20 protein-coding genes and 1 pseudogene are annotated in these 23,800 nt (G+C 42.1%); 13 read left to right on the top strand and 8 right to left on the bottom strand.

Annotation, left to right across the window (positions count from 1 at the left end; translation table 11 throughout):
* The first annotated feature begins 144 nt into the window (after nt 1-144).
* The 10 genes and pseudogenes from ACQKEZ_RS10245 to ACQKEZ_RS10200 all read left to right on the top strand — a co-directional run.
* Nucleotides 145-351 (top strand): DUF951 domain-containing protein, encoded by a 207-nt coding sequence (locus ACQKEZ_RS10245; protein WP_427300420.1) that lies wholly within the window; start codon nt 145-147, stop codon nt 349-351.
* 215 nt (nt 352-566) lie between these two features.
* The gene (ychF, locus tag ACQKEZ_RS10240; protein WP_427300418.1) at nt 567-1,667 is read left to right on the top strand and encodes a redox-regulated ATPase YchF; all 1,101 of its coding nucleotides are present in this window, start codon (nt 567-569) and stop codon (nt 1,665-1,667) included.
* 109 nt (nt 1,668-1,776) lie between these two features.
* Nucleotides 1,777-2,064, top strand: coding sequence for a 30S ribosomal protein S6 (gene rpsF / locus ACQKEZ_RS10235; protein ID WP_427300416.1), 288 nt, complete (start codon nt 1,777-1,779; stop codon nt 2,062-2,064).
* Nucleotides 2,065-2,100: 36 nt separating this feature from the next.
* The gene (gene ssbA, locus ACQKEZ_RS10230) at nt 2,101-2,646 is read left to right on the top strand and encodes a single-stranded DNA-binding protein SsbA (protein WP_427300414.1); all 546 of its coding nucleotides are present in this window, start codon (nt 2,101-2,103) and stop codon (nt 2,644-2,646) included.
* A 42-nt stretch (nt 2,647-2,688) separates the two neighbouring features.
* On the top strand, nt 2,689-2,928 hold the full coding sequence (rpsR, locus tag ACQKEZ_RS10225) for a 30S ribosomal protein S18 (RefSeq protein ID WP_427300412.1): 240 nt from the start codon (nt 2,689-2,691) through the stop codon (nt 2,926-2,928).
* A gap of 249 nt (nt 2,929-3,177) precedes the next feature.
* Complete coding sequence (locus ACQKEZ_RS10220; RefSeq protein ID WP_427300411.1) at nt 3,178-4,134, top strand: ring-cleaving dioxygenase; 957 nt, start codon at nt 3,178-3,180, stop codon at nt 4,132-4,134.
* Nucleotides 4,134-4,745, top strand: coding sequence for an alpha/beta hydrolase (locus tag ACQKEZ_RS10215; RefSeq protein ID WP_427300409.1), 612 nt, complete (start codon nt 4,134-4,136; stop codon nt 4,743-4,745). The genes ACQKEZ_RS10220 and ACQKEZ_RS10215 overlap by 1 nt, the downstream gene beginning before the upstream one ends.
* Nucleotides 4,746-4,758: 13 nt before the next feature.
* Entirely contained in the window at nt 4,759-5,427 is a 669-nt protein-coding gene (wrbA, locus tag ACQKEZ_RS10210; protein WP_427300407.1) for an NAD(P)H:quinone oxidoreductase, read from the top strand.
* A gap of 188 nt (nt 5,428-5,615) precedes the next feature.
* Complete coding sequence (locus ACQKEZ_RS10205) at nt 5,616-6,281, top strand: hypothetical protein (RefSeq protein ID WP_427300405.1); 666 nt, start codon at nt 5,616-5,618, stop codon at nt 6,279-6,281.
* Between the two features lie 176 nt (nt 6,282-6,457).
* Nucleotides 6,458-6,577 (top strand): annotated as a pseudogene (locus tag ACQKEZ_RS10200) (RsiV family protein); the annotation flags it as partial.
* A gap of 56 nt (nt 6,578-6,633) precedes the next feature.
* Here ACQKEZ_RS10200 and ACQKEZ_RS10195 read toward each other — a convergent pair.
* Nucleotides 6,634-7,560, bottom strand: a complete 927-nt coding sequence (locus ACQKEZ_RS10195; protein WP_427300403.1) for a manganese-dependent inorganic pyrophosphatase — start codon at nt 7,558-7,560, stop codon at nt 6,634-6,636.
* A gap of 291 nt (nt 7,561-7,851) precedes the next feature.
* On the opposite strand from ACQKEZ_RS10195, the gene ACQKEZ_RS10190 reads away from it, so the two are divergent.
* Genes ACQKEZ_RS10190 through rplI form a run of 3 tightly spaced genes read left to right on the top strand, consistent with a single transcriptional unit; the run spans nt 7,852 to nt 11,246 of the window.
* Nucleotides 7,852-8,790 (top strand): YybS family protein, encoded by a 939-nt coding sequence (locus tag ACQKEZ_RS10190; RefSeq protein ID WP_427300401.1) that lies wholly within the window; start codon nt 7,852-7,854, stop codon nt 8,788-8,790.
* A 30-nt stretch (nt 8,791-8,820) separates the two neighbouring features.
* The gene (locus ACQKEZ_RS10185) at nt 8,821-10,800 is read left to right on the top strand and encodes a DHH family phosphoesterase (RefSeq protein ID WP_427300399.1); all 1,980 of its coding nucleotides are present in this window, start codon (nt 8,821-8,823) and stop codon (nt 10,798-10,800) included.
* A complete protein-coding gene (gene rplI / locus ACQKEZ_RS10180; protein WP_427300398.1) occupies nt 10,797-11,246 on the top strand; it encodes a 50S ribosomal protein L9 in 450 nt (149 codons plus the stop codon). The genes ACQKEZ_RS10185 and rplI overlap by 4 nt, the downstream gene beginning before the upstream one ends.
* A 42-nt stretch (nt 11,247-11,288) precedes the next feature.
* Here the strand turns inward: rplI and ACQKEZ_RS10175 are convergent, their stop codons facing one another.
* From ACQKEZ_RS10175 to ACQKEZ_RS10145, 7 genes are all read right to left on the bottom strand, one after another.
* Nucleotides 11,289-12,506 carry a CynX/NimT family MFS transporter gene (locus ACQKEZ_RS10175; protein WP_427300396.1) on the bottom strand — a complete coding sequence of 406 codons (1,218 nt, stop codon included), beginning with the start codon at nt 12,504-12,506 and terminating at the stop codon, nt 11,289-11,291.
* 21 nt (nt 12,507-12,527) lie between these two features.
* Nucleotides 12,528-12,674 carry a YycC family protein gene (locus ACQKEZ_RS10170; protein WP_427300567.1) on the bottom strand — a complete coding sequence of 49 codons (147 nt, stop codon included), beginning with the start codon at nt 12,672-12,674 and terminating at the stop codon, nt 12,528-12,530.
* Between the two features lie 89 nt (nt 12,675-12,763).
* The gene (locus tag ACQKEZ_RS10165) at nt 12,764-13,498 is read right to left on the bottom strand and encodes an alpha/beta hydrolase (protein WP_427300395.1); all 735 of its coding nucleotides are present in this window, start codon (nt 13,496-13,498) and stop codon (nt 12,764-12,766) included.
* Nucleotides 13,499-13,546: 48 nt separating this feature from the next.
* Complete coding sequence (locus ACQKEZ_RS10160; RefSeq protein ID WP_427300393.1) at nt 13,547-14,512, bottom strand: ABC transporter substrate-binding protein; 966 nt, start codon at nt 14,510-14,512, stop codon at nt 13,547-13,549.
* A gap of 98 nt (nt 14,513-14,610) precedes the next feature.
* Entirely contained in the window at nt 14,611-16,236 is a 1,626-nt protein-coding gene (locus tag ACQKEZ_RS10155; protein WP_427300392.1) for a helix-turn-helix domain-containing protein, read from the bottom strand.
* A gap of 162 nt (nt 16,237-16,398) precedes the next feature.
* Nucleotides 16,399-16,626, bottom strand: coding sequence for an MbtH family protein (locus ACQKEZ_RS10150; RefSeq protein ID WP_427300390.1), 228 nt, complete (start codon nt 16,624-16,626; stop codon nt 16,399-16,401).
* Nucleotides 16,627-16,640: 14 nt separating this feature from the next.
* Nucleotides 16,641-23,795: an amino acid adenylation domain-containing protein gene (locus tag ACQKEZ_RS10145; protein WP_427300388.1), complete on the bottom strand. Its 7,155-nt coding sequence runs from the start codon at nt 23,793-23,795 to the stop codon at nt 16,641-16,643.
* Between the last annotated feature and the right edge of the window lie 5 nt (nt 23,796-23,800).

Raw genomic sequence — 23,800 nt, 5'->3', positions numbered from 1 at the left:
GGAATTTATGGGGGGAACGAATTTGATATGTCGACTTGTTTCTTATTAAAAGGTAGTTTATCATGACGTTCTTTTTCACATTGCTCTTTTCAGTTGTTTTTTTGTACAATAGATTCAGTTATGAATCAAGAGAGGTGAAAGCTGATGGCGGATAAAGCTTTTGGGTTAAATGACGTGGTAGAAATGAAGAAGTCTCATCCCTGTGGTGCCAATCGGTGGAAGGTCATTCGGATGGGTATGGACATTCGAATTAAATGTGAAGGTTGCGGTCACAGTGTCATGATACCGAGGAGGGATTTTGAACGGAAAATGAAGAAGATTTTAGTCAAGCATGAGGAGCCAACTGCTTAATTAGGGCCTCGTGCTTTTTTTATTAAATTCGCATTTTTGTTGATGCAAATGGAGCAGTTTTCGTATTTTCGAATGTGATTTACTGGAAATATATATTTTTATCCTACCAAACATGCGATTTCGTCAGCTTGTCTTTTCAGGTAAACCTACTTATAATTGCTCTAGGTTCATATTACGCAGTATACGAGCATGTTTGATATAGAGGAGATGAAAGAATGGCTTTAACAGCTGGTATTGTTGGCTTACCCAACGTCGGAAAGTCAACACTTTTTAATGCAATTACACAGGCTGGAGCGGAGTCTGCGAATTATCCGTTCTGTACAATTGATCCAAACGTCGGAATTGTAGAGGTTCCAGATGAACGTCTTCAAAAGCTGACAGAGTTAGTGCGACCGAAAAAAACGGTTCCAACAGCATTTGAATTTACAGATATCGCTGGAATTGTAAAGGGTGCATCTAAAGGTGAAGGACTAGGAAATAAATTCCTTTCACATATTCGTCAAGTTGATGCGATTTGTCATGTTGTGAGAGCCTTTGCTGATGATAACATCACTCACGTATCAGGAAAGGTTGATCCGATTTCAGATATTGAAACAATCAATCTCGAGCTGATTTTGGCTGATTTAGAGACAGTTGAAAAACGCTTTGCACGCGTAAGTAAACTTGCAAAACAAAAGGATAAAGAAGCTGTAGCTGAATTAGATATTTTGACAAAGCTGAAGGATGCTTTTGAAAGCGAGAAGCCTGCAAGATCAGTGGAATTTACAGATGAGCAGCGGAAGCTTGTGAAACAGCTACATTTATTAACATCTAAACCAGTGCTTTATGTTGCAAATGTAAGTGAGGACGAGGTAGCCGATCGTGAAGGCAACGAATTTGTACAACAGATTCGAGACTTTGCTTCAGATGAAAATGCCGAAGTGATCATTGTTTGTGCAAAAATTGAATCTGAAATTGCTGAACTTGAAGGGGAAGAGAAGCAAATGTTCCTTGAAGAGCTTGGCATTGAGGAATCAGGTCTTGATCAATTGATCAAAGCTTCTTATTCATTGCTTGGTTTGGCGACTTATTTTACTGCCGGTGAGCAAGAGGTACGTGCTTGGACGTTTAAGCAAGGAATGAAGGCACCTGAATGTGCTGGAATCATCCATACTGATTTTGAGCGAGGCTTCATTCGTGCTGAGACTGTTGCTTATGAAGATTTATTAACTGGCGGAAGTATGTCAGCTGCAAAAGAGGCAGGAAAAGTGCGTTTAGAAGGAAAAGAATACGAAGTAAAAGATGGAGACGTTATTCATTTTCGTTTTAATGTGTAGGTTATTGTCATAGGACAAGAAATTTGTTATAATATACAATTGTGAGTAATATTTTTTTATTGCTCCTTGCCCGTTTAGGGCCGCTTAGACCAAAAGGAGGTGCAATCAGATGAGAAAGTACGAAGTTATGTACATCATCCGCCCATCAGTTGACGATGAAACGAAGCAAGCAGTTATCGAACGTTTCAACAACGTGTTAACTTCTAACGGAGCGGAGATCACTGGAACAAAGGATTGGGGTAAACGTCGTCTTGCTTATGAAATCAATGATTTCCGCGACGGTTTCTACCAAATCGTACACATTCAATCTGAAGCTGTAGCAGTTCAAGAATTTGACCGCTTAGCTAAGATCAGTGACGATATCATTCGCCACATTGTTGTTAAAGAAGAAGAGTAATTCATTGAAATATACATTTAAAGGTGGTCTTGCAATATGCTAAACCGTGTTGTATTGGTCGGAAGACTAACAAAAGACCCTGAGCTTCGCTACACGCCTAATGGTGCGGCAGTAGCTACGTTTACTCTTGCTGTGAATCGTACATTTACGAACCAGTCTGGAGAGCGTGAAGCCGATTTCATTAACTGTGTTACTTGGAGAAGACAAGCCGAGAATGTGGCTAATTTCCTCAAAAAGGGAAGTCTTGCCGGTGTAGACGGTCGCTTGCAAACAAGAAACTACGAAAATCAGCAGGGACAACGCGTCTTTGTGACAGAAGTTCAAGCTGAGAGTGTTCAATTTCTTGAGCCTAAAAGCGGCGGTGCTGGTTCAGGTGGATACAGCGGTGGCAATAGCGGAGGCCAGTATTATGGCGGAAGCCAAAACGATCAAAATTCATTCGGTCAACCAAATGAGCCAAGTCAAAATTCGTATGGCAATCAAAACAACCAAAACCGTAATCAGGGCAACAGCTTTAATGATGACCCATTTGCGAATGATGGTAAGCCGATTGACATTTCAGATGACGATTTGCCATTCTAATTTGATCTTATAAAATTGATAAAAAGAAAGGTGTGAAAACATATGGCAGGTGGACGTAGAGGCGGTCGTGCGAAACGTCGTAAAGTATGTTACTTTACTTCTAACGGCATTACGCACATTGATTATAAAGATGTTGATCTTCTTAGAAAGTTTGTTTCTGAACGTGGTAAAATCTTACCTCGTCGTGTAACAGGAACGAGCGCTAAGTATCAACGTAAACTTACTGCAGCAATTAAAAGATCACGTCAAATGGCATTACTTCCATACGTTACTGGAGAGTAATCAATTGTTTGACAAAGCGAAGGGCCTTAGGCTCTTCGCTTTTTTTGTGCCATTTTATTTAAAGTGACTGACTGCCGTTTCATTCCAGAAAAAATAAAAAAGTTGACATTCAATTTGAAACATCATATCCTTAATTCGAGATAAATATACTTTTTTAATTGAATATCTCGAATTCGAGATAAATAAATTCTTCTGAGTAAGCCATCATAAAAATGGACGCACAGAATGTTGAATAGGAGGGAATTAGTGATGAAAAAAACAGAAGGAATTCATCATATTACAGCAATTGTAGGGCATCCCCAGGAGAACGTCGATTTTTATGCAGGGGTGCTTGGGCTACGATTAGTGAAAAAAACAGTCAATTTCGATGATCCTGGAACGTATCATCTTTATTTTGGGGATGAAGCAGGGTCACCAGGTACAATTATTACGTTTTTCCCATGGCCTGGCGCACAAAAAGGACAAATCGGGGCAGGTCAAGTAGGGGTGACGACGTATGTCGTGCCAACTGGTTCATTTTCTTTTTGGCAGGAGCGTTTCAACCAATTTGCAATTTCATATGAAAAACAAGAGCGGTTTGGTGAGACTTTCCTCTCGTTTGAAGATCCGCACGGGCTACTCATTGAGTTGGTAGAACGGGAGGGTGGAAAACAAAATGAGTGGAGTTTTAGTGGGGTAACGCCTGATGTTGCCATTAAAGGATTCGGCGGCGCCATTTTATTATCATCTCAGGTTGAACAGACGATGGAACTATTAGAGAAAACGATGGGGCTAGAGAAAGTGAAGGCAGAGGGTGATTATGTCAGATTCCGTTCATTTGGTGAGATTGGCAATATCATTGATGTGAAGATTGCACCGGTAGCGAGAGGACGTATGGGTGCTGGTGTGGTCCATCATATTGCATGGCGAGCACAGGATGATCAAGATCAGCTAGATTGGCAACAGCATGTCGCACAGAGCGGTTATCAGGTGACACCTGTTCAAGATCGAAATTACTTTAATGCCATTTATTTTAGAGAATTAGGCGGTATATTATTTGAGATTGCTACAGATCCTCCAGGTTTTGCACATGATGAATCATTAGAAACGATGGGTGAAGCACTTAAATTGCCACCACAATATGAATCACAGCGCAGTCAAATTGAACAAATTGTTTTGCCAATTGAAGTAAGGGAATTAAAAAGTGAGAAAGGAGATTCAAAATAATGAAGCATCTTTTTCAAAAAGGAACAGACGAAACGAAGCCTGTCCTCCTTTTGTTACATGGGACAGGGGGAACAGAAACGGATTTATTGCCACTTGCTGAAATTGTTGATCCTGATGCATCTGTACTGAGTGTAAGAGGAAGTGTACTCGAAAATGGGATGCCTCGCTTTTTCCGTCGGCTGGCGGAGGGTGTATTTGATGAAGCGGATTTGATTGAGCGAACGGAGGAGCTTTATACATTTTTAGATGAAGCAGCAGGCACATATGGATTTGACCGCAGGAAGATGGTTGCGATTGGCTACTCAAATGGCGCAAATATTGCGGGGAGTCTGTTATTTCATTACGAGGATGCGTTAAGTGGGGCTATCTTGCATCATCCGATGGTTCCGAGAAGAGGAATTTCTTTGCCTCCATTACAAGGAAAGCATGTATTTATTGCGGCAGGGCAAAATGATCCGATGTGTCGACCAGAGGAGTCACAGGAGCTGCAGCAATTACTGACAGATGCTGGCGCTTCCGTAGAACTACATTGGGAAAATAAAGGTCATCAATTAACAAGAGAAGAAGTGGATGCCGCGGCTTTATGGTATCGTACTCAATTTCAAGCATAGGTGGGGAACATTCATGGGGTTTTTTCGTAAGCTTTTCGGGCAAACAAAAGAAAAGGAGATGAATACAATGGAAAACGTAAAATTGGCGATCATTTACTATAGTTCAACAGGAACAAACTACCAAATGGCGAAATGGGCAGAGGCTGGTGCAAGAGAAGTAGGGGCTGACGTGAGAGTAATGAAGGTGCCAGAGCTTGCACCTGCTGGGGTAATTGAGTCTAACCCTGCATGGAAAGCACACCTTGATGACACAAAGGATGTGCCAGAAGTTCAGTTGAGTGATTTAGAGTGGGCGGATGCTATTATTTTCAGCATGCCGACACGGTTTGGAAATTTGCCAGCACAGATGAAGCAATTTTTAGATACGACAGGTGGTTTATGGTTCCAAGGGAAATTAGCGAATAAAGCGGTGAGTGCGATGACATCTGCACAAAATCCGAATGGCGGACAGGAACAAACTGTTCTTAGTTTGTACACCACGATGTTCCACTGGGGAGCCATTGTGGCAGCCCCTGGTTATACGGATGACTCACTTTATGGAGCAGGTGGGAACCCATATGGTGTCAGTGTAACTGTTGATCAAAATGGTAAGATTCAAGAGGATGCAGAAGCGGCAGTCAAGTATCAAGCAAAACGTACAGTAACTGTGGCAGAATGGCTGAAAAAAGGAAAACAAGCTTAATCTATGAAAAAGAATGCAGTGTAGCGCTGCATTCTTTTTGTGTTGATCAATATGGTTCAGGGCATGTGCACCGTCGGCGATTTGTTTTCGTAACATCTCTGAGAAAATCACAGTTTTCTTTCTAAGTTGTTACCTAATCTATAAGGGAATTGATATAATAGGTGAAAACTTTGAAGGGAAAGTGTGACATGACCATTCATTTACATTGCCTCCATGCACATGCTTCTAATATTGAATATATTAATCAGGCTCTTACCAATCAACAAATAGCTCTTCATCATCATGTAGATGCTGATTTGATGATTCGATTGACACGCCAGCCGCCACTTGATCTTCATCAGCAGCAAGCTTATGTAGCAAGAAATGTCGAACAACTTGCTCAGAAAGGGGCAGATATGATTCTGCTGACTTGTACACAGTATATAGCGCTTCTTGATGAACAATTACTTACAACCTCAGTTCCTGTTATAAAGCTAGATGAACCTTTGTTTGACGTACTTTGTGCGGAGAGGGCACCGTTACAATTGGTGTTTTCTAATCCTGGCACAGTTGATGGCACGATGCAGAGACTTTTTGCGTTTGCAGATGAACAGGGAATCTCGGTTGAAGCAGAGGCTGTGGTGATGACGGGCGTATTTGACTTGTTAATGGCAGGAGATAAGGTGGCTTATGAAAAACAAGTCGAGCAACAGCTATATGCATTGATTGAACAAAAGAAAGGCATTCTTTGTGCCGCTCAGCTATCAATGGTAGGTGTTGCACAGAGAGTAGCGCGCACGACAGGACAGCAGATAGTTCATCCACTTGCACCTCTTGTTCAGTTTGTGGAAAAACAGGTGCAGTTGCTTCTTTAAAATTGAATTAACATTCCCCGTTTCATCAATCCTCTCTATTTTCCTCTTTGAATAGTAAATAATAAGCGTTTGCAAAATAAAGAACGTGATCCCTCCCTGTGCAAACTATTTTTGACAGGTGTGCGTCTATTCCAAAAGAATCAAATCCTTATTACATTGCCAAGCTTGTTCAAAGGAAGCTTGTGATTTCCTTTAACGAATATGATGTGGCACCAGGCTACATGGGAGTAGTCGAATTTGTAATACCTACAAAGGTGCTAAAGGATGTACTTGTGAGTGAAGCATATATTTATTAGAAAACCGTCATCAGCTCAAAAAAAAGGCGCTCTCTTCAAAAGGAGCGCCTTTTTGATTAAGAAAGTGCGTCAGTTAGGGCAGGAACGACTTGTTTCTTTCTAGAAACGACGCCTTTGAGAATAGCTGTGTTGTTTTCAAGCGTGACATTGAACGCCTTTTCTACTTTCGTTGCTTCCGCACCAAGAGCAAGAGCAAGAGAATCATTTTCTAAAATGTCAGTGATAACGAGAACGAATAAATCAAGCCCTTTGCTAGCAATGACTTGGTTGATTTCAGCTTCGATATCTGCTTGTCTTGCAGTGACTTCTGCAATATCAACAGTATTCACTTGAGCGATTTCTACTTTGCTGTTTCCTAGAGAAAATTCTTTTGCATCAAGTGTAATCAGCTCTTTCACTGTTTTTTCGCTTAAATCAGCACCTGCTTTTAGCATGTCTAGTCCGTATGTTTCAACATCGACACCAGCAATTTTTGCAAGCTCATGAGCCGCATCGATGTCTTGTTTTGTGCATGTTGGAGATTTGAATAGCAGTGAGTCAGAAATGATCGCAGATAGGAGCAAGCCAGCAATTTCTTTTTCAATTGTGACATTGTGCTCTTTGTAAAGCTTATTCAAAATCGTTGCTGTACAGCCTACTGGTTCAGCACGATAGTAAAGAGGCTCACTTGTTTCAAAGTTTGCGATACGGTGATGGTCAATGACCTCCGTCACTTGTACTTGATCAATGTCACTTACGCTTTGTTGGCGTTCGTTATGATCAACAAGAATGACTTGTTTCGCTTCGTTAGCTGCCGTTTCAATGAAACGAGGCGCTTCTTGCTTAAAGAAATCAAGCGCATATTGTGTTTCACCATTGATTTCTCCGAGTCTTACAGCTTCTGCTTCAACACCGATTTTATTTTTTAAATCAGCGTAAGCAATAGCAGAGCAAATAGTATCAGTGTCAGGATTTTTGTGTCCGAATACGAGTGTTTTTCCCATGCGAATTCTCCTTCTTACATTTTATTGATGATGTTTCTATTCTACCAGTTTTCAACCATGAATTCAGGGATTATGGTTAAGAATGATATAAAAAATTGTTGATGCCAGTATTTAATAGATCACTGGAAGATGTTTCACGTGAAACGCTCTTGATGTGTCCTCATTTTACTTGCTATTTGTCGCTATGTTAAAATAAAGGTTGGGGCAAGTTGTGATAGACGATACATAAAACGGATATACCTTAAACTATGTTGCGCAAAATATAGGAAATGAATCGACTGAGGTGAAGTCTTGAATCAAACAAAAGCAATAGTGGAAGGCGCTATTATTGTTAGTATTTTTTCTGTGATTTTATTGTTTTGTTTGTATGTCCCACTTTTAGCATTCATCTTCTATTTAGCCGCTCCGATTCCTATTATTCTTTATACAATCAGATACGGACTGAAAAACGGGCTTGCCGCTGGTGCAATCGGCATCGTCATCAGCATTTTAATTGGTTCGATTGCAGGGCTTTTGAACGCGCCAGTAATGGTTGCAGTTGGTATAGCAATGGGCGTATTTTACCGAAAAAAACAGCCAAGAAATGCGATCATCTCAGGGGCGTTTGTGTATTTGGTCAGCCTGCTTGTCTACTATGTGGTTAGTGTTCAATTTTTCCAATTGGATATAATGGTGATTGCCAAGCAAACCATTGAAGAAACACTGCCAATGGTTGAAAGCTTATTAAAGCAATCTGGCGCTTCTGAAAAGGAAATAGCTGCACAGTTGAAGCGGTTGGAAGAATTTGAGGAAACAGCCAAATCGATTTTACCAATTACCATCATCATCGGGTCGGTGCTGGGCGCTATTTTAAATCATTGGATAGCACAGCCTTTTTTGAAACGCTTTGTCAGTGATATGCCTTCTCTTCAGAAATTTAAAGATATACGCTTGCCAAAAAGCATGGTATGGTATTATTTATTTACCTTGCTATTGGTATTCATCAACACTGAAAAGGATAGCTTTTTGTGGCTCGTTCAAACGAGTGCTTATTATGTATTACTTTTATTGGTACTAATTCAGGGCTTTTCTTTTATCTTTTATTATTGCTATGAGAAAAAAATTTCAAGAGCCGTTCCGATTTTTGTCATTGTTTTCACTATTTTACTACCTCAGATCGGCATTTTGGTACGTATTCTTGGGATCGTTGACATAGGCTTTGATTTAAGAGATAAAATAAAAAACAAATAATTCACTCTGAATGTTGAGGAGTTGATATAAGTGCCAAGCTTCTATAGAAAACCTATCATCCGGTATCCAATTTACTTGTTAATTGTACTTGCGGTGGTCACAGTCCTCCTCAACCTTTTTTTTAATTGGATCATAGGAGTGGCAGGTCTCTTGTTACTTGGGGGCATTCTCTACTTCTTAAAGTGGGCAGATACACAGGTGCAAAAAGAGATCGATTCTTATATTTCGACGCTCTCCTATCGAGTCAAAAAGGTTGGAGAAGAAGCATTAATGGAAATGCCGATTGGCATCATGCTTTTTAATGATCAATATTATATTGAATGGACAAATCCATTTCTTGCTTCGTGTTTTAATGAAAGTACGCTTGTGGGTAGGTCACTTTATGATACATTTGAATCTATTGTGCCGCTCATAAAGCAAGAGGTCGAGACAGAAAATGTGACACTCAATGATCGGAAGTTCAAGGTCATCATCAAACGATCAGAACGACTTCTTTATTTCTTTGATGTCACAGAACAAGTGCAAATTGAGAGACAATATGAAAATGAGCGTACGGTGTTGTCCTACATTTTTCTAGATAACTATGATGATGTGACGCAAGGTCTTGATGATCAGGTGCGTAGCACGATTAATAGTGAAGTTACTTCGCTGTTAAACAGTTGGGCACAGGAATATGGTATTTTCCTAAAGCGTATTTCATCAGAACGATTTATTGCTGTGTTAAACGAAAGTATTTTGGCAGAGCTTGAAGCATCGAAATTCTCTATTTTGGATGAAATTAGAGAAAAAACAAGTATACACAGTGCAACATTAACACTTAGTATTGGGATCGGTGCTTCCGTCTCATCATTAAAAGAGCTTGGGACGATGGCACAATCCAGTCTTGATCTTGCTCTAGGGCGTGGAGGCGATCAGGTCGCCATTAAGCAGCCGAATGGAAAAGTGAAATTCTATGGTGGAAAGACGAATCCAATGGAGAAACGGACGCGCGTGAGAGCACGTGTCATTTCTCATGCATTGAAGGAGATCGTATCTGAAAGTGGCAATGTCATGATTATGGGACATAAGTTCCCTGATATGGACTCAATCGGTGCTTCCATCGGAATCTTAAAGGTTGCACAAGCCAATGGTAAGGATGGTTATATTGTTATTGATGCCAATCAAATTGGTGACAGTGTGCAACGATTGATTACAGAAATTAAAAACTATGAAGAGCTTTGGTCCCGTTTTATTACGACAGAAGAAGCGATGGAGCTTGCGAAGGATGATACGTTGCTTGTTGTCGTAGATACGCATAAACCATCACTTGTGATGGAAGAGCGCCTCTTAAATAAAGTTGAGAATGTCGTCGTGATTGACCATCATAGACGTGGTGAAGAATTTATTCGTGATCCATTGCTTGTCTATATGGAGCCATATGCTTCATCGACAGCAGAGCTTGTGACAGAGCTACTTGAGTATCAGCCGAAGAAATTACGTATCAATATGATCGAGGCAACTGCTTTGTTAGCTGGAATTATCGTGGATACGAAAAGCTTTTCCTTAAGAACGGGGTCAAGAACGTTTGATGCGGCATCGTATCTGCGTGCCAAAGGTGCAGATACCGTCTTGGTCCAAAAATTCTTAAAAGAAACCGTTGATCATTATATAAAACGTGCGAAGCTCATTCAGCATACAGAGCTATACAAAAAGAGTGTTGCCATTGCATCATTGCCTCCTGATAACCCTGATTTGTATGATCAAATTACGATTGCGCAAACAGCTGATTCACTGCTCTCCATGAGTGAAGTCGAAGCCTCTTTTGCCGTCGCTAGGCGAGATGAGCGTACGGTTTGTATTAGTGCAAGGTCATTAGGTCAGATTAATGTACAGATTATTATGGAAGCATTGGATGGTGGGGGTCATTTGACTAACGCTGCAACGCAAATTTATGATATAACCATTGAAGAAGCAGTAGAAAAACTAAAATCTGCCATAGATGAATATTTCGAGGGAGGGGTTCAAAGGTGAAGGTTATTTTTCTAAAAGACGTAAAAGGAAAAGGTAAAAAAGGCGAAATTAAAAATGTAGCAGACGGATATGCACATAACTTTCTGATCAAACAGGGCTTAGCCATTGAAGCGAGTGCGGCGAACCTAAGCGCATTGGAAGGACAAAAAAACAAAGAGAAAAAAGAAGCCATTGAAGAGCTTGAGCAAGCAAAACAACTGAAAGACACACTTGAAAAGCTGACAGTTGAAATGACAGCAAAGTCAGGAGAGGGTGGTCGTTTGTTTGGCTCAATTACAAGCAAACAAATTGCAGATAAATTGCAAAAAGACCATCAAATTAAGCTTGATAAGCGCAAAATAGAGCTGAATGATGCCATTCGTGCATTAGGATATACAAATGTACCTGTTAAGCTTCATTCAGAAGTGCAAGCAACGTTAAAGGTGCATGTGACAGAACAAGCTTAAATGCAGAAGAAACCAGTCTCCTCAGTGGGGACTGGTTCTTTTTTATGATGGATCTGAAATATAAACACCACGTCCGGCTCGTAAGCCAGTCACAAGCAACAAAAACAAAATGAGAATAAAAATAAGAATGGATGGTGTCCAGGTATGCGTCATATCAAACAGGACACCGATAATGATTGGCCCAACTGCTGCTAAAAGGTAACCAACCGATTGTGCCATACCAGAAAGTGCTGCCGCCTGTTCCAGACTTCTCGTCCGAAGACCAATGAAAGTAAGGGCGAGGCTGATACTAGCACCTTGTCCAATTCCAATGAACAGAACGGAGATCACAAGAATGATTGTAGAGCTCCCGAATAGAAGGCCTGTCATGCCTATTAAATAGACAATGAAAAGCGATAGCACAATGGGGCGCTGTGTCTTTAACTTTACTGCGATGACAGGTGTTAAAAATGTAGAGGGTAAACCCGCAAACTGCATAATAGAAAGCATCCATCCTGCGGTTGAAACCTTCATACCATGTGAAGTTAAAATGTCTGGAAACCAAGCGATGCTGCTATAAAAAACAAATGATTGCAAGCCCATAAAAAAGGTCACCTGCCAAGCGACACGTGAACGCCAAATAGGCTGTTCGGATAAAGAGATACCTGCTCCGCTGATGCCTGTGTGTTGCTGACGTAGCTGAGGAGCCCAAACAATCATAGCGATAAAGGCGAGTCCGCCCCATACAAGGAATGCTGTGTTCCATCCACCAGACAGTGCATGACTAAGGGGTACACTCACACCAGATGCAAGTGCTGCAAACACAGACATGGATGTCGTGTACACGCTGGTCATGAGACCTGCATGTGCAGGAAATTTATGCTTCACAAGACCAGGCAAAAGCACGTTACATATAGCGATACCGACACCGATGAGTGCTGTCCCAATCATGAGAACCACGATGTTTCCAGTTGAGCGAATGAGGATACCACATAATAGGATTGCGAGCCCTAGCCAGAGGGTGCGTTCGTTTCCAAGGCGTTTTCCAATCTTGGGTGCGACTGGGGAAAGCAGTGCGAATGATAAGAGCGGAAGCGTTGTTAAAAAGCCGGCGAGTCCATTGGATAGATGTAAATCCGAACGGATGGCACCGATGACAGGTCCTACTGAGGTAATCGCAGGACGTAAATTAAAGGCAATCAGCAAAATGCCGGCAATGAGCAGAATGGTTTGGCCGATGCTTCGTTTGTACGCCGTTGATATTTCTTGATGTTGTTCCATATGTTAGACTCCTTTAGTTGCTTATGAAGAGGTTTCTTCCTTCTTTTGAAGCTCAGCCAATTTTGCCAATAACATATGCTGGGGCATATGCATTATTTGTTCAATCGGTACTTTTAGTGATTCCGCAAGCTTTTGTGCAGTATCAGCTGAGATTTGTAAAGGTCTCAGGTTGAACCCCTCCTCTTTTATCTATACGTTCCAATATAACATATCCTCTTTGCGCACAGCTGATAAAAAAATCACCAACATCTGGATGGTTAAGTTTCACTTCTGTAAAACCACTTCATTGCTGATAAAAAATTACTTTGAAATTGTCTCAGGTTGTGACCTTCACCTTGTTCGATGTGACATGTGAGTTGCCTTTCCTGCATCCCTTTCTGTGACAAAAGGTCTTGTAACTGCTTGGTGAATAGAGGCATATGCTGTTGAGCCGATTTTTTGCCTTTGCCTTCTTCACTGCCAACGGATAAATAGACGAGGTGATCAACAAGCTGAAATGTCTGTTGTTGGGCATACGGTAGAAAATCCTGATACCAAAATGATCCAGAAATAGATGCGATGTTTTTAAAAAGAGTAGGACGGGTCAATAAGGTAAAAATGGTAAGAAGTCCGCCTAATGAAGCGCCAACGAGACTATGTTCTTCACTAGACTGCTTTGCTGGATATTGCTTTTTGATATATGGGAGCAAGTCATTTGCTAAAAATGATAAGTACGTCTCCGCCTCGCCTTTAAAGTCAGGAAACTGTGAATGAAGAGATGGTGCCTTCCATGGTGTATATTCATCAAGCCGATTGAAGGGGTGTATGCCGACAATCATTATTGGCGAAATGGTATTGGTTTCAATCATTCTTTCGATCTCTAGCAGGTGAGTTCGAAACAAAGAAGAGCCATCTTGTACAAAGACAGCTGGAACATCAGTAGAAATGTCTTGTGGAAGATAAATATCAAGCTGACGTCCGTTAAGTTCGTCATATAAAAATGTTCCGTTCATGTGAAACCCCCTAAAAATGAAGAAAAGCGCCAATCGGCGCTTCCTCCTTTAGTTGTTTTTCGCTAACCATTTGACAGCCTCATCAAGGAAGGTTGTTTTGCTTAATGCCGTTCCTCCTTGAAGCATAGGATCTACGACATTTTCATTGATGTGACCATTTTTCACGGCTTTTAGGCTTGTCCAAATTTTATTTTGTTCTAAATCCTTCAAAGCGTTTGGACTTGATGGGTTTTCCTCTTTAGAGAATTGAACAAAAATATAGTCAGGATTTAGTTCGCCGAGGCGCTCCATCGAAATCATCGTTTGTACTTTGGCTTGTTTGACGTCACTTGGTGCTGTAAATCCTAAGTCTCCATATAGGGTAGAGTTGAAGTAGACATCTTCAGGGTACACATACAGGTCTCCCTGTCTAATGCGCAAGATAACAGCTGTTTTGTTGCTGCTTGTCTTTTTCAAGGTTTCCTTTGCCTGTTTAAGGTCTTCCTGATAATTGGCAATGATATTTTTGGCTTCTTCACTTTTCCCAGTAAGTGTACCGAGCAATAAGAGATTGCTTTCCCAGTCAGAAGAGACATGGGATACCGGGATGGTGGTTTGAACTTTATCCAGCTTTTTAATTGTTGCAGCTGGGAACTTCGTTGATCCGAGGATCACGTCTGGTTTTAGTTTTAAGATTTTTTCAAGGTTTGGTTCGGTTTTTTCACCGATTCCTTCTGTTTTTGATGTGATGTCTTTAAATAATTCAGGGAATGTACCGCCTATTGTAGACGCACCAATTGGACGGATGCCAAGCAATTTTGCATCTTCCATTGATTCTAGGCTTCCAGCGATGACGATTCGCTTCACTGGTGTTTTGAGTTCGTACGTTTGATTTAAGTAATTGATTTTTGTTTTTGTTGATTCAGCCGTCTTGCTTTTGGCTGTGTTTGAAGTTGTTTTATTTTCTGTAGCGCCACAGGCCGCTGAGATGACCATCATGATACATAGGGTAAGCAATGCAAACCATTTTTTCATTTGTTTTCTCCTTTGACTGATAATTGTTCTCAATTAAAGATTGTAGTAGGCTTTCAGTCATTTATCCATAGACAATTTCCTGTCAAACGATGGACTTTTTACGGAAAAAAAGATAAAAGGTCCTGAATGACTCGTTGATGACTGGCAGCAGTGTATTCACGCCAAGGGTCAGAAGCGAGTTGATAGACTTCTTGATGAGTCACAGCCTTGAGATTTTGCCAAGCCTCCTGCTGCTTTAACTTTTGATAAAAAGCAATGGTGTTTGGCTCTTTATGCAAGAGGAGAAAGATACAGTCAGGGTCCAGCTGTTGTATCGAGATGAGGCTGATGTTCTTCTCGATCAACTGACCATGGCCTTGAAAGGCAGGCATAAGACCAATTTCATGAAAAATCACTTCTGACATGGTGCGGTTTACAGACAAATAGAGCCGATCCTGAAAGATGCGAAGAGGAAGGATGGTTTTAGGTCGTTTGTCGGAAAGGCATGTCTTTTTGGCTTGAATGACGAGTTCTTCGTACTGAACCAACCATTCTTCTGCCTCTTTTTCTTCGTTTAGGAACATGGCTGTCTGTCTGAATTGCGCGCGCCAATCTAATTCATTGAATGGAACAAAATGAACAGGACAGATCGTCTTCAGCACTTGTTTTTCCTCTTCTGTCACAAGATCATTGGTAATAATCAGCTCAGGTTTTGTTTCCTTTAATCGTTGTAGGTTGGTTTCAGCATGCTCATTGATACGATGTGCATTCAGGTGAATCAGAATTTCATCTGCATGATGCTCAAAATCATATGCTGTCCATTTAGGATGAAGGGGGGCAGCATATGGGATGATATGAATTGGTGTGAGCTGACCGAGTATGGAATGACCATAGGCTGCAATTTTGCGCTGACGGCTTTTCATATATATAGAAGGGGTCATACCTGTTTTTTTCTTAAAGATACGGCTAAAGTAGTAGGGATCTTGATAGCCGATTTCCTGTGCAATATCTTTGAGCTTTGCATTGCCTTTTGCCATTAACTGTTTGGCTCTAGCCATCCGTCTCTTGGTTATGTAATCAGTTACACTCATGTCAAAATGCTTTTTAAATAGCTCACTGTAATGATTGGCACTGATGCCAGCCATATGTGAAAGGCTGGTAAGGCTGAGCGGCTCTTCAGAATGCTGATCGATATACTGTTTTGTTCTGAAAAGAGCATGTGCCGTGTCACAAATATCTTCTTTATGAAGTGTCAGAAGTTGCAAAACGAGTTGTTGAAAAAAAGTTTGACTTCTAAAGAAGCTAGTGGATTCAGGCTTTTGCCATTCATCTGTGATATGGGACAGTAAAGAATGAATGTGTTCAATCGAGCTAATATCAATAAAGTGCCATGTGCTCAGTAGAGAGCGGGCTTGTTCAGTTGATACTGCTGTGATGCTTTGGTCATGCAGGGTATAGAGCTGAAAACGCAACAGGTAGAGTTCGTGCTTTTGATAAGGCTCTGTTTTCAGCATAAACGTTTCCCCAGGCATAACCGTATAGAGTGTCAGGTTTTTTAATCGCCACTTTTGATCGTTCAACGTGACGAATCCGCTGCTGCTTGTGCTAAAGAGAAGACAGAATGTATCTGATAGTTGCTGCTCAGTATGCGGAAGCTCTACATTGTTTATTCTTTCAGTACTTGTCAGTCGGTAGATGAACTGACTGGGATTTGCCAGTGTACATAATTGATTGTTATTACCCATAAAACCACCTGATCTTTTATTAGTTGATAAATATTCTCAATCAAATTGTAGCAGAAAGAGCCGGAAGATGGTGATAGTAAAGAAGACAAAGGGCCAAAATAAAAACCATTTTAGCCCTTTGTCAACTATGTGACACCCTGAATGAGATCAGGGTGCGATGATTTATTCCGTTTTTCCATGTGCTAGTGCAGGTTCTTTTCTTAAGCTTAATGGTCGTAAGTCCTGCCAGTGTGTTTGGATATAATCGATACAGGCATTTCGTGTGTCTTCTCCAAAGGCCTTTTCCCAACCATCTGGCACTGGCGCAAATGATGGCCAAAGTGAATGCTGTCCTTGTTCATTGACAAGCACAAGAAATACACCGTCTTCACGATCAAAGGGATTTGTCATTTGTCATCTCTCCTTTATTCTTCGTGTTTTTGTTTGACCCTATGCAGTGTATTGTCTAAGATGACACCTATTTCTGCTAGGGGTTCAGGCTGGCACATGTCTTTGTGCCGGCAGTGAATGTCGTATTGTTCAATTTGTCCGTTGATATAAGGTGCCCATGCTTTGGGATCAATTTCTGTAAACCAATCTGGGATAATGGTAGATCTAAAGAATAATATGTCTCCATGATAGGTTTTTGGCTGATATTCTCCGAGCAATCGAACAGAATTGACATAGGTTTCTTTCAGGTTTATGATGGCTTGCTTACTTAAGCTTGCTAGTGCACTTCCATCTTTTTTCAGGTTATCGACTGCACTTTTCATCGTGAGCGGTTCACCTGTTAAGGTTTCTGGGTCGTAACCGCCAAGTGCAAGAAGAGCAATGAGTGCTTCTTCCTCATCAGGTGCTTCTTTAATCGGCAAGAAGTGGTTTGGATATGAGTCCAACATGGCAACGAGTGAAATTTCTTCGCCTTGCTGTTGAAGCTGTGTTGCCATTGCTTGCACAACGTTCCCGCCTAGTGACCAACCAAGTAGATGATAAGGACCCTTTGGCTGAATCGTTTGGATGTACTTGATATAATCCGCAGCCATGTCATCTAGCGTTTGTGGGAAGACATCTTTTCTTGCGATTCCTCGTGCCTGCAATCCATAGAGTGGGATGTCCTTCTCTAATGAATTCAAGAGGCCTGCATAACACCAACTAAGACCACCTGCTGGATGAACACAGAAGAGTGGATATTCTTCACCATTTGCTCGTAGCGGTAGCAAGATTTCTAGTGCATTTTCATCGCTACCTGTCTCAAGTTTTTCTGCCAAGCGTGCAACATTTGGTGCTTCAAACAACGTTCCGATGCTTAGCTTGACTCCTAGTGCATCACGAATGCGACTGATTAAGCTAACCGCAAGTAATGAGTGCCCGCCAATGTCAAAAAAGCGATCGTCAATGCTGACTTTTGGTAGACCAAGCACCTCTTCAAAGAGGTGACATAGGATTTCCTCCTTCGGATTCCTTGGACCACGACCATCGGTTTGCTGCACATGCATGTGAGGTGTCGGCAGTGATTTTTGATCAAGCTTACCGTTTGCTGTAAGTGGCATGGCATCAATTTGAATATATGCCGCTGGCACCATGTAATCAGGAAGACCGGCTGCGGCAAAATGACGAAGGTTTTCTGTATCGATACTGCCTTCTTCAGTTGTCACGATATATGCGACTAAACGTTTGTCACCAGGCTGATCCTCTCGCATGATGACTGCAACTTGTGCAATCACATCATGACGTGCCAAAACGGCTTCAATTTCCCCTAGTTCAATGCGGAACCCGCGAATTTTAATCTGATGATCAGCTCTGCCAATGTAATCAAGTGATCCGTCTTTTGTCCAACGAGCGAGATCGCCTGTACGGTACATCCTTGTGCCAGGTGCTCCATAAGGATCGGCAAGGAATCGGTCTGATGTAAGATCAGGTCTGCCTAGGTAACCTCTTGCCAGCCCAGCACCAGCTACATACATTTCACCTGTAGTACCAGGAGGAACCGGTTGTAGGTATTCATCTAGTACGTAAACGTGTAGATCAGGAATCGGTTCGCCTATTAAGCTACTGGATTTCTTCGTGATCATGTCTCGATTGAGTACATTGTACGTCACGTGTACGGTTGTTTCTGTAATGCCGTACATGTTGATTAGCTTTGGCTTACGATCAGAGTGGCGGCTGTACCAATCTTCTAATCTGCTAAGCTCTAATGCTTCACCGCCAAAGATTACATAGCGGAGTGATAATGCTTGACCAAGTGTTTGTTGACCCTTGTCTACCTGCATGAGCTGATAGAAGGCAGAAGGCGTCTGATTAAGTACTGTCACCCCTTCATCGACTAAAAGCTGTAGCATCTCCTCAGGAGAGCGAGAGATGGTATGAGGTACAACCACAAGTCGACCGCCATATAAAAGAGGCCCCCATATTTCCCATACGGAAAAATCAAAGGCATATGAATGAAACATTGTCCAAACATCTTCTTCATCAAAATGGAACCAATGCGCAGTAGATGTCAGAAGACGGATTACATTTTGGTGTGGGATGACCACTCCTTTTGGCTTGCCTGTAGAACCAGATGTATAAATAATATAGGCTGGATGCAGAGAAGACAGTGGCTCAACTCTGTCTGTATCAGTCGGATTGTTATTTGGCGTATTAAGTAGTTGATCGTTCGTTTCTTTTTCATCTAACAAAATCAATTGACAATCAGCAGGGAGATGCACTGCGGCTGCTTTTGTTGTGATGCTACAAACTGGTTTGGCATCTTGCATCATGTATGCGAGCCTGTCTGCTGGATAGTCCGGATCAAGCGGAACATAGGCTGCGCCTGCTTTATGGACGGCTAATAGACTCACGAGCATGTCGATTGATCTAGGCAGGGAAAGTGCAACGAATTGCTCTGGTCCAACGCCTCTAGCGATTAGCAAATGGGCAAGCCTATTGGCTTTGTTATTTAATTCTTGATAGGTGAGTTGCTGATTGCCATATGTCACAGCCACTCGCTCAGGGTACTGCTGAACCGCCTTTTCAAATAATGCTGGAAGGCTAGGTACTTGGTCTAAATGAGCCAATGTCTGCTTGTCAGGTAGCAGCGTTTGTCGCTCTTTTTCTGATAAAATGTTCATTTGACCAATCGGCAGATGTGGGTGTTTGGCTACTTCCGTTAAAAAGCGCTTCATTCTGTCAGCGATTGCTTGAATGGTGCATTGTTGGAACACATCTGTGCTGAATTCAAACAACCCTGTTAACCCTGCTGCTAATCCAGTATCTGTTCTTTGCTCTGTTAATTCGAGGGTCAGGTCAAATTTAGCTGAGCCCACTGGTTTGACGTAGAGATCCGAATCAAGTTGTGCCAGCTTCATTTCCGCCTTCGGTGTATTTTGGAAGGCAAGCATGACCTGAAACAATGGGTTGCGTGATCTGGATCGAGTTGGATTCAAGACTTCAACTAGCCGTTCAAACGGTAAATCCTGATGCTCATATGCGGCTAAGTCAATGTCTCGGACTCGTTTCAATAGCTCGCTAAAGGTCGGGTTTCCTGCTGTATTTGTACGTAATACAAGTGTGTTCACAAACAATCCAACAATGTCGTCAAGCGCATCGTCATTCCGTCCAGCTATCGGACTGCCAATAGGGATATCCGTTCCCGCTCCAAGGCGAGTCAGTAAAGCTGCAAATGCTGCTTGAAGCACCATGAACAAACTAACTTGATTTTGCTTTGCAAGATCAAGAAGGAGCTGGTGTAAAGCAGGTTCAATCGTAAAGTCTATCGTATCCCCGTTAAAACTTGCTTCCTGTGGACGTGGGAAGTCATAGGGAAGCTCCAGCTCTTCTGGCAGACCATGCAATGTCTCCGTCCAATAACTAAGCTGTTTTGCAAATAGACTACCCTTCTCTTCTTCACTGCCCAACAGCTTCTGCTGCCAAATGGCATAGTCCGCATATTGAACAGGTTGGGCTGGCAAGGAGATTGATTTTCCATGAATACGGGCTTCGTAAGCGACAGCTAAATCTCGTGTCAATGGCGCAAGTGACCAGCCGTCACCAGCGATGTGATGTAGCAATAGAAGTAGCACATAGCGATTTGTATCAAGCAAGAATAATTCTGCTCGCAGTGCGGGTTCTTCCTCAATGTTAAAGCTGTAGCGAATGGCTTCGTTTAACTGATTCTCGATCTGTTGATCTGAGGACGCTGTGACATGGAGTTCAGGCTGAACACTATTTGGATCTAAAATGACCTGTTTTGGCATGCCGTCCTTACTTGGAAAAATGGTTCTAAGCGTTTCGTGTTTTTCAGTGATATCTGCCAATGCACCAATGAGAGCTTTGCGATCTAGTGTACCTGTCAGATGGATGACAAGCGGAATATTGTAAGTTGGATTTGGTCCTTCAAGGCAATGAAGGAACCAGAGCCGTTTTTGGGCAAAGGATAAAGGAATCTCATCGGGCTTGTTTTCCACCTGAAGTGGCGGGCGAATGTCCTGCGCTGAGTCGATGTGTTTCGCAAGCTCAGCAACTCGTGGTGATTCAAAAATGGTACTCATGCTTAGGTCTGCACCAAGTGTATTGCGTATACGTCTAAGCAGACGAGCGGCGAGCAATGAATGTCCTCCTAAGTCAAAGAAACTGTCATCTATGCCAATTTGAGATATTCCAAGAACTTCTGCAAATAAACTACATAACATGTCTTCTTGAGGTGTTCTAGGTGTACGCTCAGTACTAACTAAAGACATATTTGGTTTTGGTAGTGCTTTGCGATTGATTTTGCCGTTTGGTGTAAGCGGGAGTTCTGGCAAAACGACAACAGCAGAAGGAACCATGTAATCAGGGAGTGACGTTTCCACAAACTGCCTGAGTTCTGAAGGATGCAGAGAAGCACCTTCTGTCAGCACAACATACGCACAAAGCAACTGTTGTCCAGGTTTATCCTCACGAACGATGACAGAGGTATGCTTCACTGCTTGGTGTTGCATGATGACTGTTTCAATTTCGCCAAGCTCAATACGGAAGCCACGGATTTTAATTTGATGATCAGCACGGCTGATATAATCAATTGAACCATCCTCACGCCATCTGGCTAAATCACCTGTACGGTACATTCTCGTGCCTTTTGCACCGAATGGATCAGCGACAAAACGTTCAGCGGTTAAATCATATCGTCCAAGATATCCTCTGGATACTCCTTCACCTGCAATATAAAGCTCACCGATTGAACCTGCTGGGACAGGGTTTAATCCTTCATCTAAGATGTAAATGCTCGTATTCCAAATGGGTTTACCAATCGGCGGCCCGCTATTCTCTTGATGGGATGTAACGTTTTCCATCGTAGACCATATCGTCGTTTCTGTAGGTCCATACAAATTGGTAATGTCACATTGAAGAGATTGCAAGGTGTGCAAAAGTGAAGCAGGGAGTGCTTCTCCTCCAACAAGAACACGCATGCCTTTTATTGCGTCGGGATATTCATCTGCCAACGCATGCCACAACGTTGGTGTTGCCTGCATGAGAGTGACATGATGAGAACGAATCATGTCAGAAAGCTTTGCTGGCTCTTGGATGGTCTCTTTTTTTGCCAATAAAAGAGATGCCCCGTGTAAAAGTGGAAGGAACATTTCTAGCCCAGATATATCAAAGGCAATGGTCGTAACCGCTAGAAGCTGATCTCCTTGACCTAATAAAAATGAATCCTGCATGGATAATATAAAGTTGACAACATTCCGCCTCGTTACAACAACACCCTTTGGTTTGCCTGTCGATCCTGACGTGTAAATAATGTATGCCGGATGATGCGGCGAGCCTTCGTTGCTTGTTGGATTGATAAGTAGGCTGTCTGCTATCTCCTCATGAACGGTTGGATCATCTAGTTGGACAATATGTGAATGGTCAAAACGCTCTGCTGTCTCTTTGACTGTGAGCAAACAGATCGGTTTAGCATCATCGAGCATATAGGCAACACGATCGCTAGGATAATCAGGGTCTAATGGTAGGTAAGCGGCTCCTGTTTTGACGATAGCTAACAGACTTACGACCATATCGATCGATCGAGGCAGAGCAATTGCGACAAATTGTTCTGGTCCAATCCCATGCTTTATCAAATAATGAGCCAATTGATTTGCACGCTGATTCAACTCTTCGTAGGTCCATGATATTCCTTCAAACTGTAATGCTTCTGCATGTGGTGTTTTGCAGACTTGTTTTTCAAAGAGTTCACGTAAAGAAGCCTTTGGTAATTCTTGTTTTGTATCATTCCAATGCTTGAAGATGTTCTCTTTTTCTCTGGACAAGAGAAGGTTAAATTGACTGATCGTCTGATCTTGCTCTAGTTCGGTTATTTCCTCCAGCAATTGAAGAAAACGATGCAGATGCGCGTCAACCGCTTGTTCTTTGTAAACTGCAGGGTTTGCATCGAAATCGATTTGAAAACCGTTCCCATCTGCGCGGTCATATATGTTGATTGATAAATCATCCACTGGCCCAGCCGAAAGATTATGCGCTTGACCAACGCACTGATCGAACCTGAGATGATAATCAAATGGCATGATATTAATTTGTGGACCAAATAATCGTTGATTTCTGCCAATGAGTTTAAAGTCTCTCCTCATATCTTCGTGTCGATATCTCTGATGAGGACGAATGGCTTTGAGTTCATCAGATACTTGGTGAACAAGTGCTGAGAGGGTCATATCTGATTTGCATGTTAAACGAAGCGGTACTAGGTTCATGACCATTCCTGGTGTTTGCAATGAGCAAGATCCAAGACGCATCATAACAGGCAAACCTAAAACAATATCGTGTGCACCAGTCATTCGATGCATATATAGAGCAGATGCGGCAAGAATCATTTCATGCCAAGTGCCACCGAATGTTTGCACATTTTTTTTCATTTTACTTACCCTCGTGGCATCATATCTGGCAGTTTTTCGGATAAAATGATCCGAAGTCCTTGGGGCGAGCTCAGCAAGGCTAACGATTTCAGGCTGATCAGCAAAGCGATTTTTCCAAAAAGCCTGATCTTCTTCATAGCGATTGGAACGTTGATATGCGACTTCCTCTTGGACAACGTCACGGAAGGCGCCAAATGTTTGAGGCGGCACAGATCTCCCTTGCGATAGGGCTGAATAGACCTCAGCAACACGACGGGCGATGAGTGAAAAGGCGAATCCATCAATGGCAATGTGATGAATGCGCTGATACCAGAGAAATCGATCGTCAGCAATTTGAAAGAGTACCTCACGGAATAACACATCTTTTTCTAAAGAGACTGATGTTGCAAGATCTGCTTTCATCCACGTTTTTGCCGCATCAAGCGGCTGTTTTTCATTCTGTAAATTGATGAATTGAAATGGGATTTCGTTTTTGGATGTAAACCATTGCTTTGGACCGTCAGTATCCTCAACGAAGCGCATATGCAGGGAATCTGCTTCTAAGACAGTTTCTCGGACGGCTGTTTCAAAGTGTACTGGATCAATATATCCTTTAATGTCTATATACTCAGCTGTATTGAAAATTGGATTGGATGGATCAAGCTGTTGCGCATACCAAATGCCTGATTGGGCACCGGTCAGTGGAATTGAATCGACGGACTGGATCGACAAGGGTC

The organism is Bacillus sp. NPDC077027 (genome assembly GCF_050269555.1).
Taxonomy (GTDB): domain Bacteria; phylum Bacillota; class Bacilli; order Bacillales; family Bacillaceae; genus Bacillus.
The sequence above is the reverse complement of the archived record's forward strand: the minus strand, read 5'-3'. Positions and strand labels throughout refer to the sequence as shown.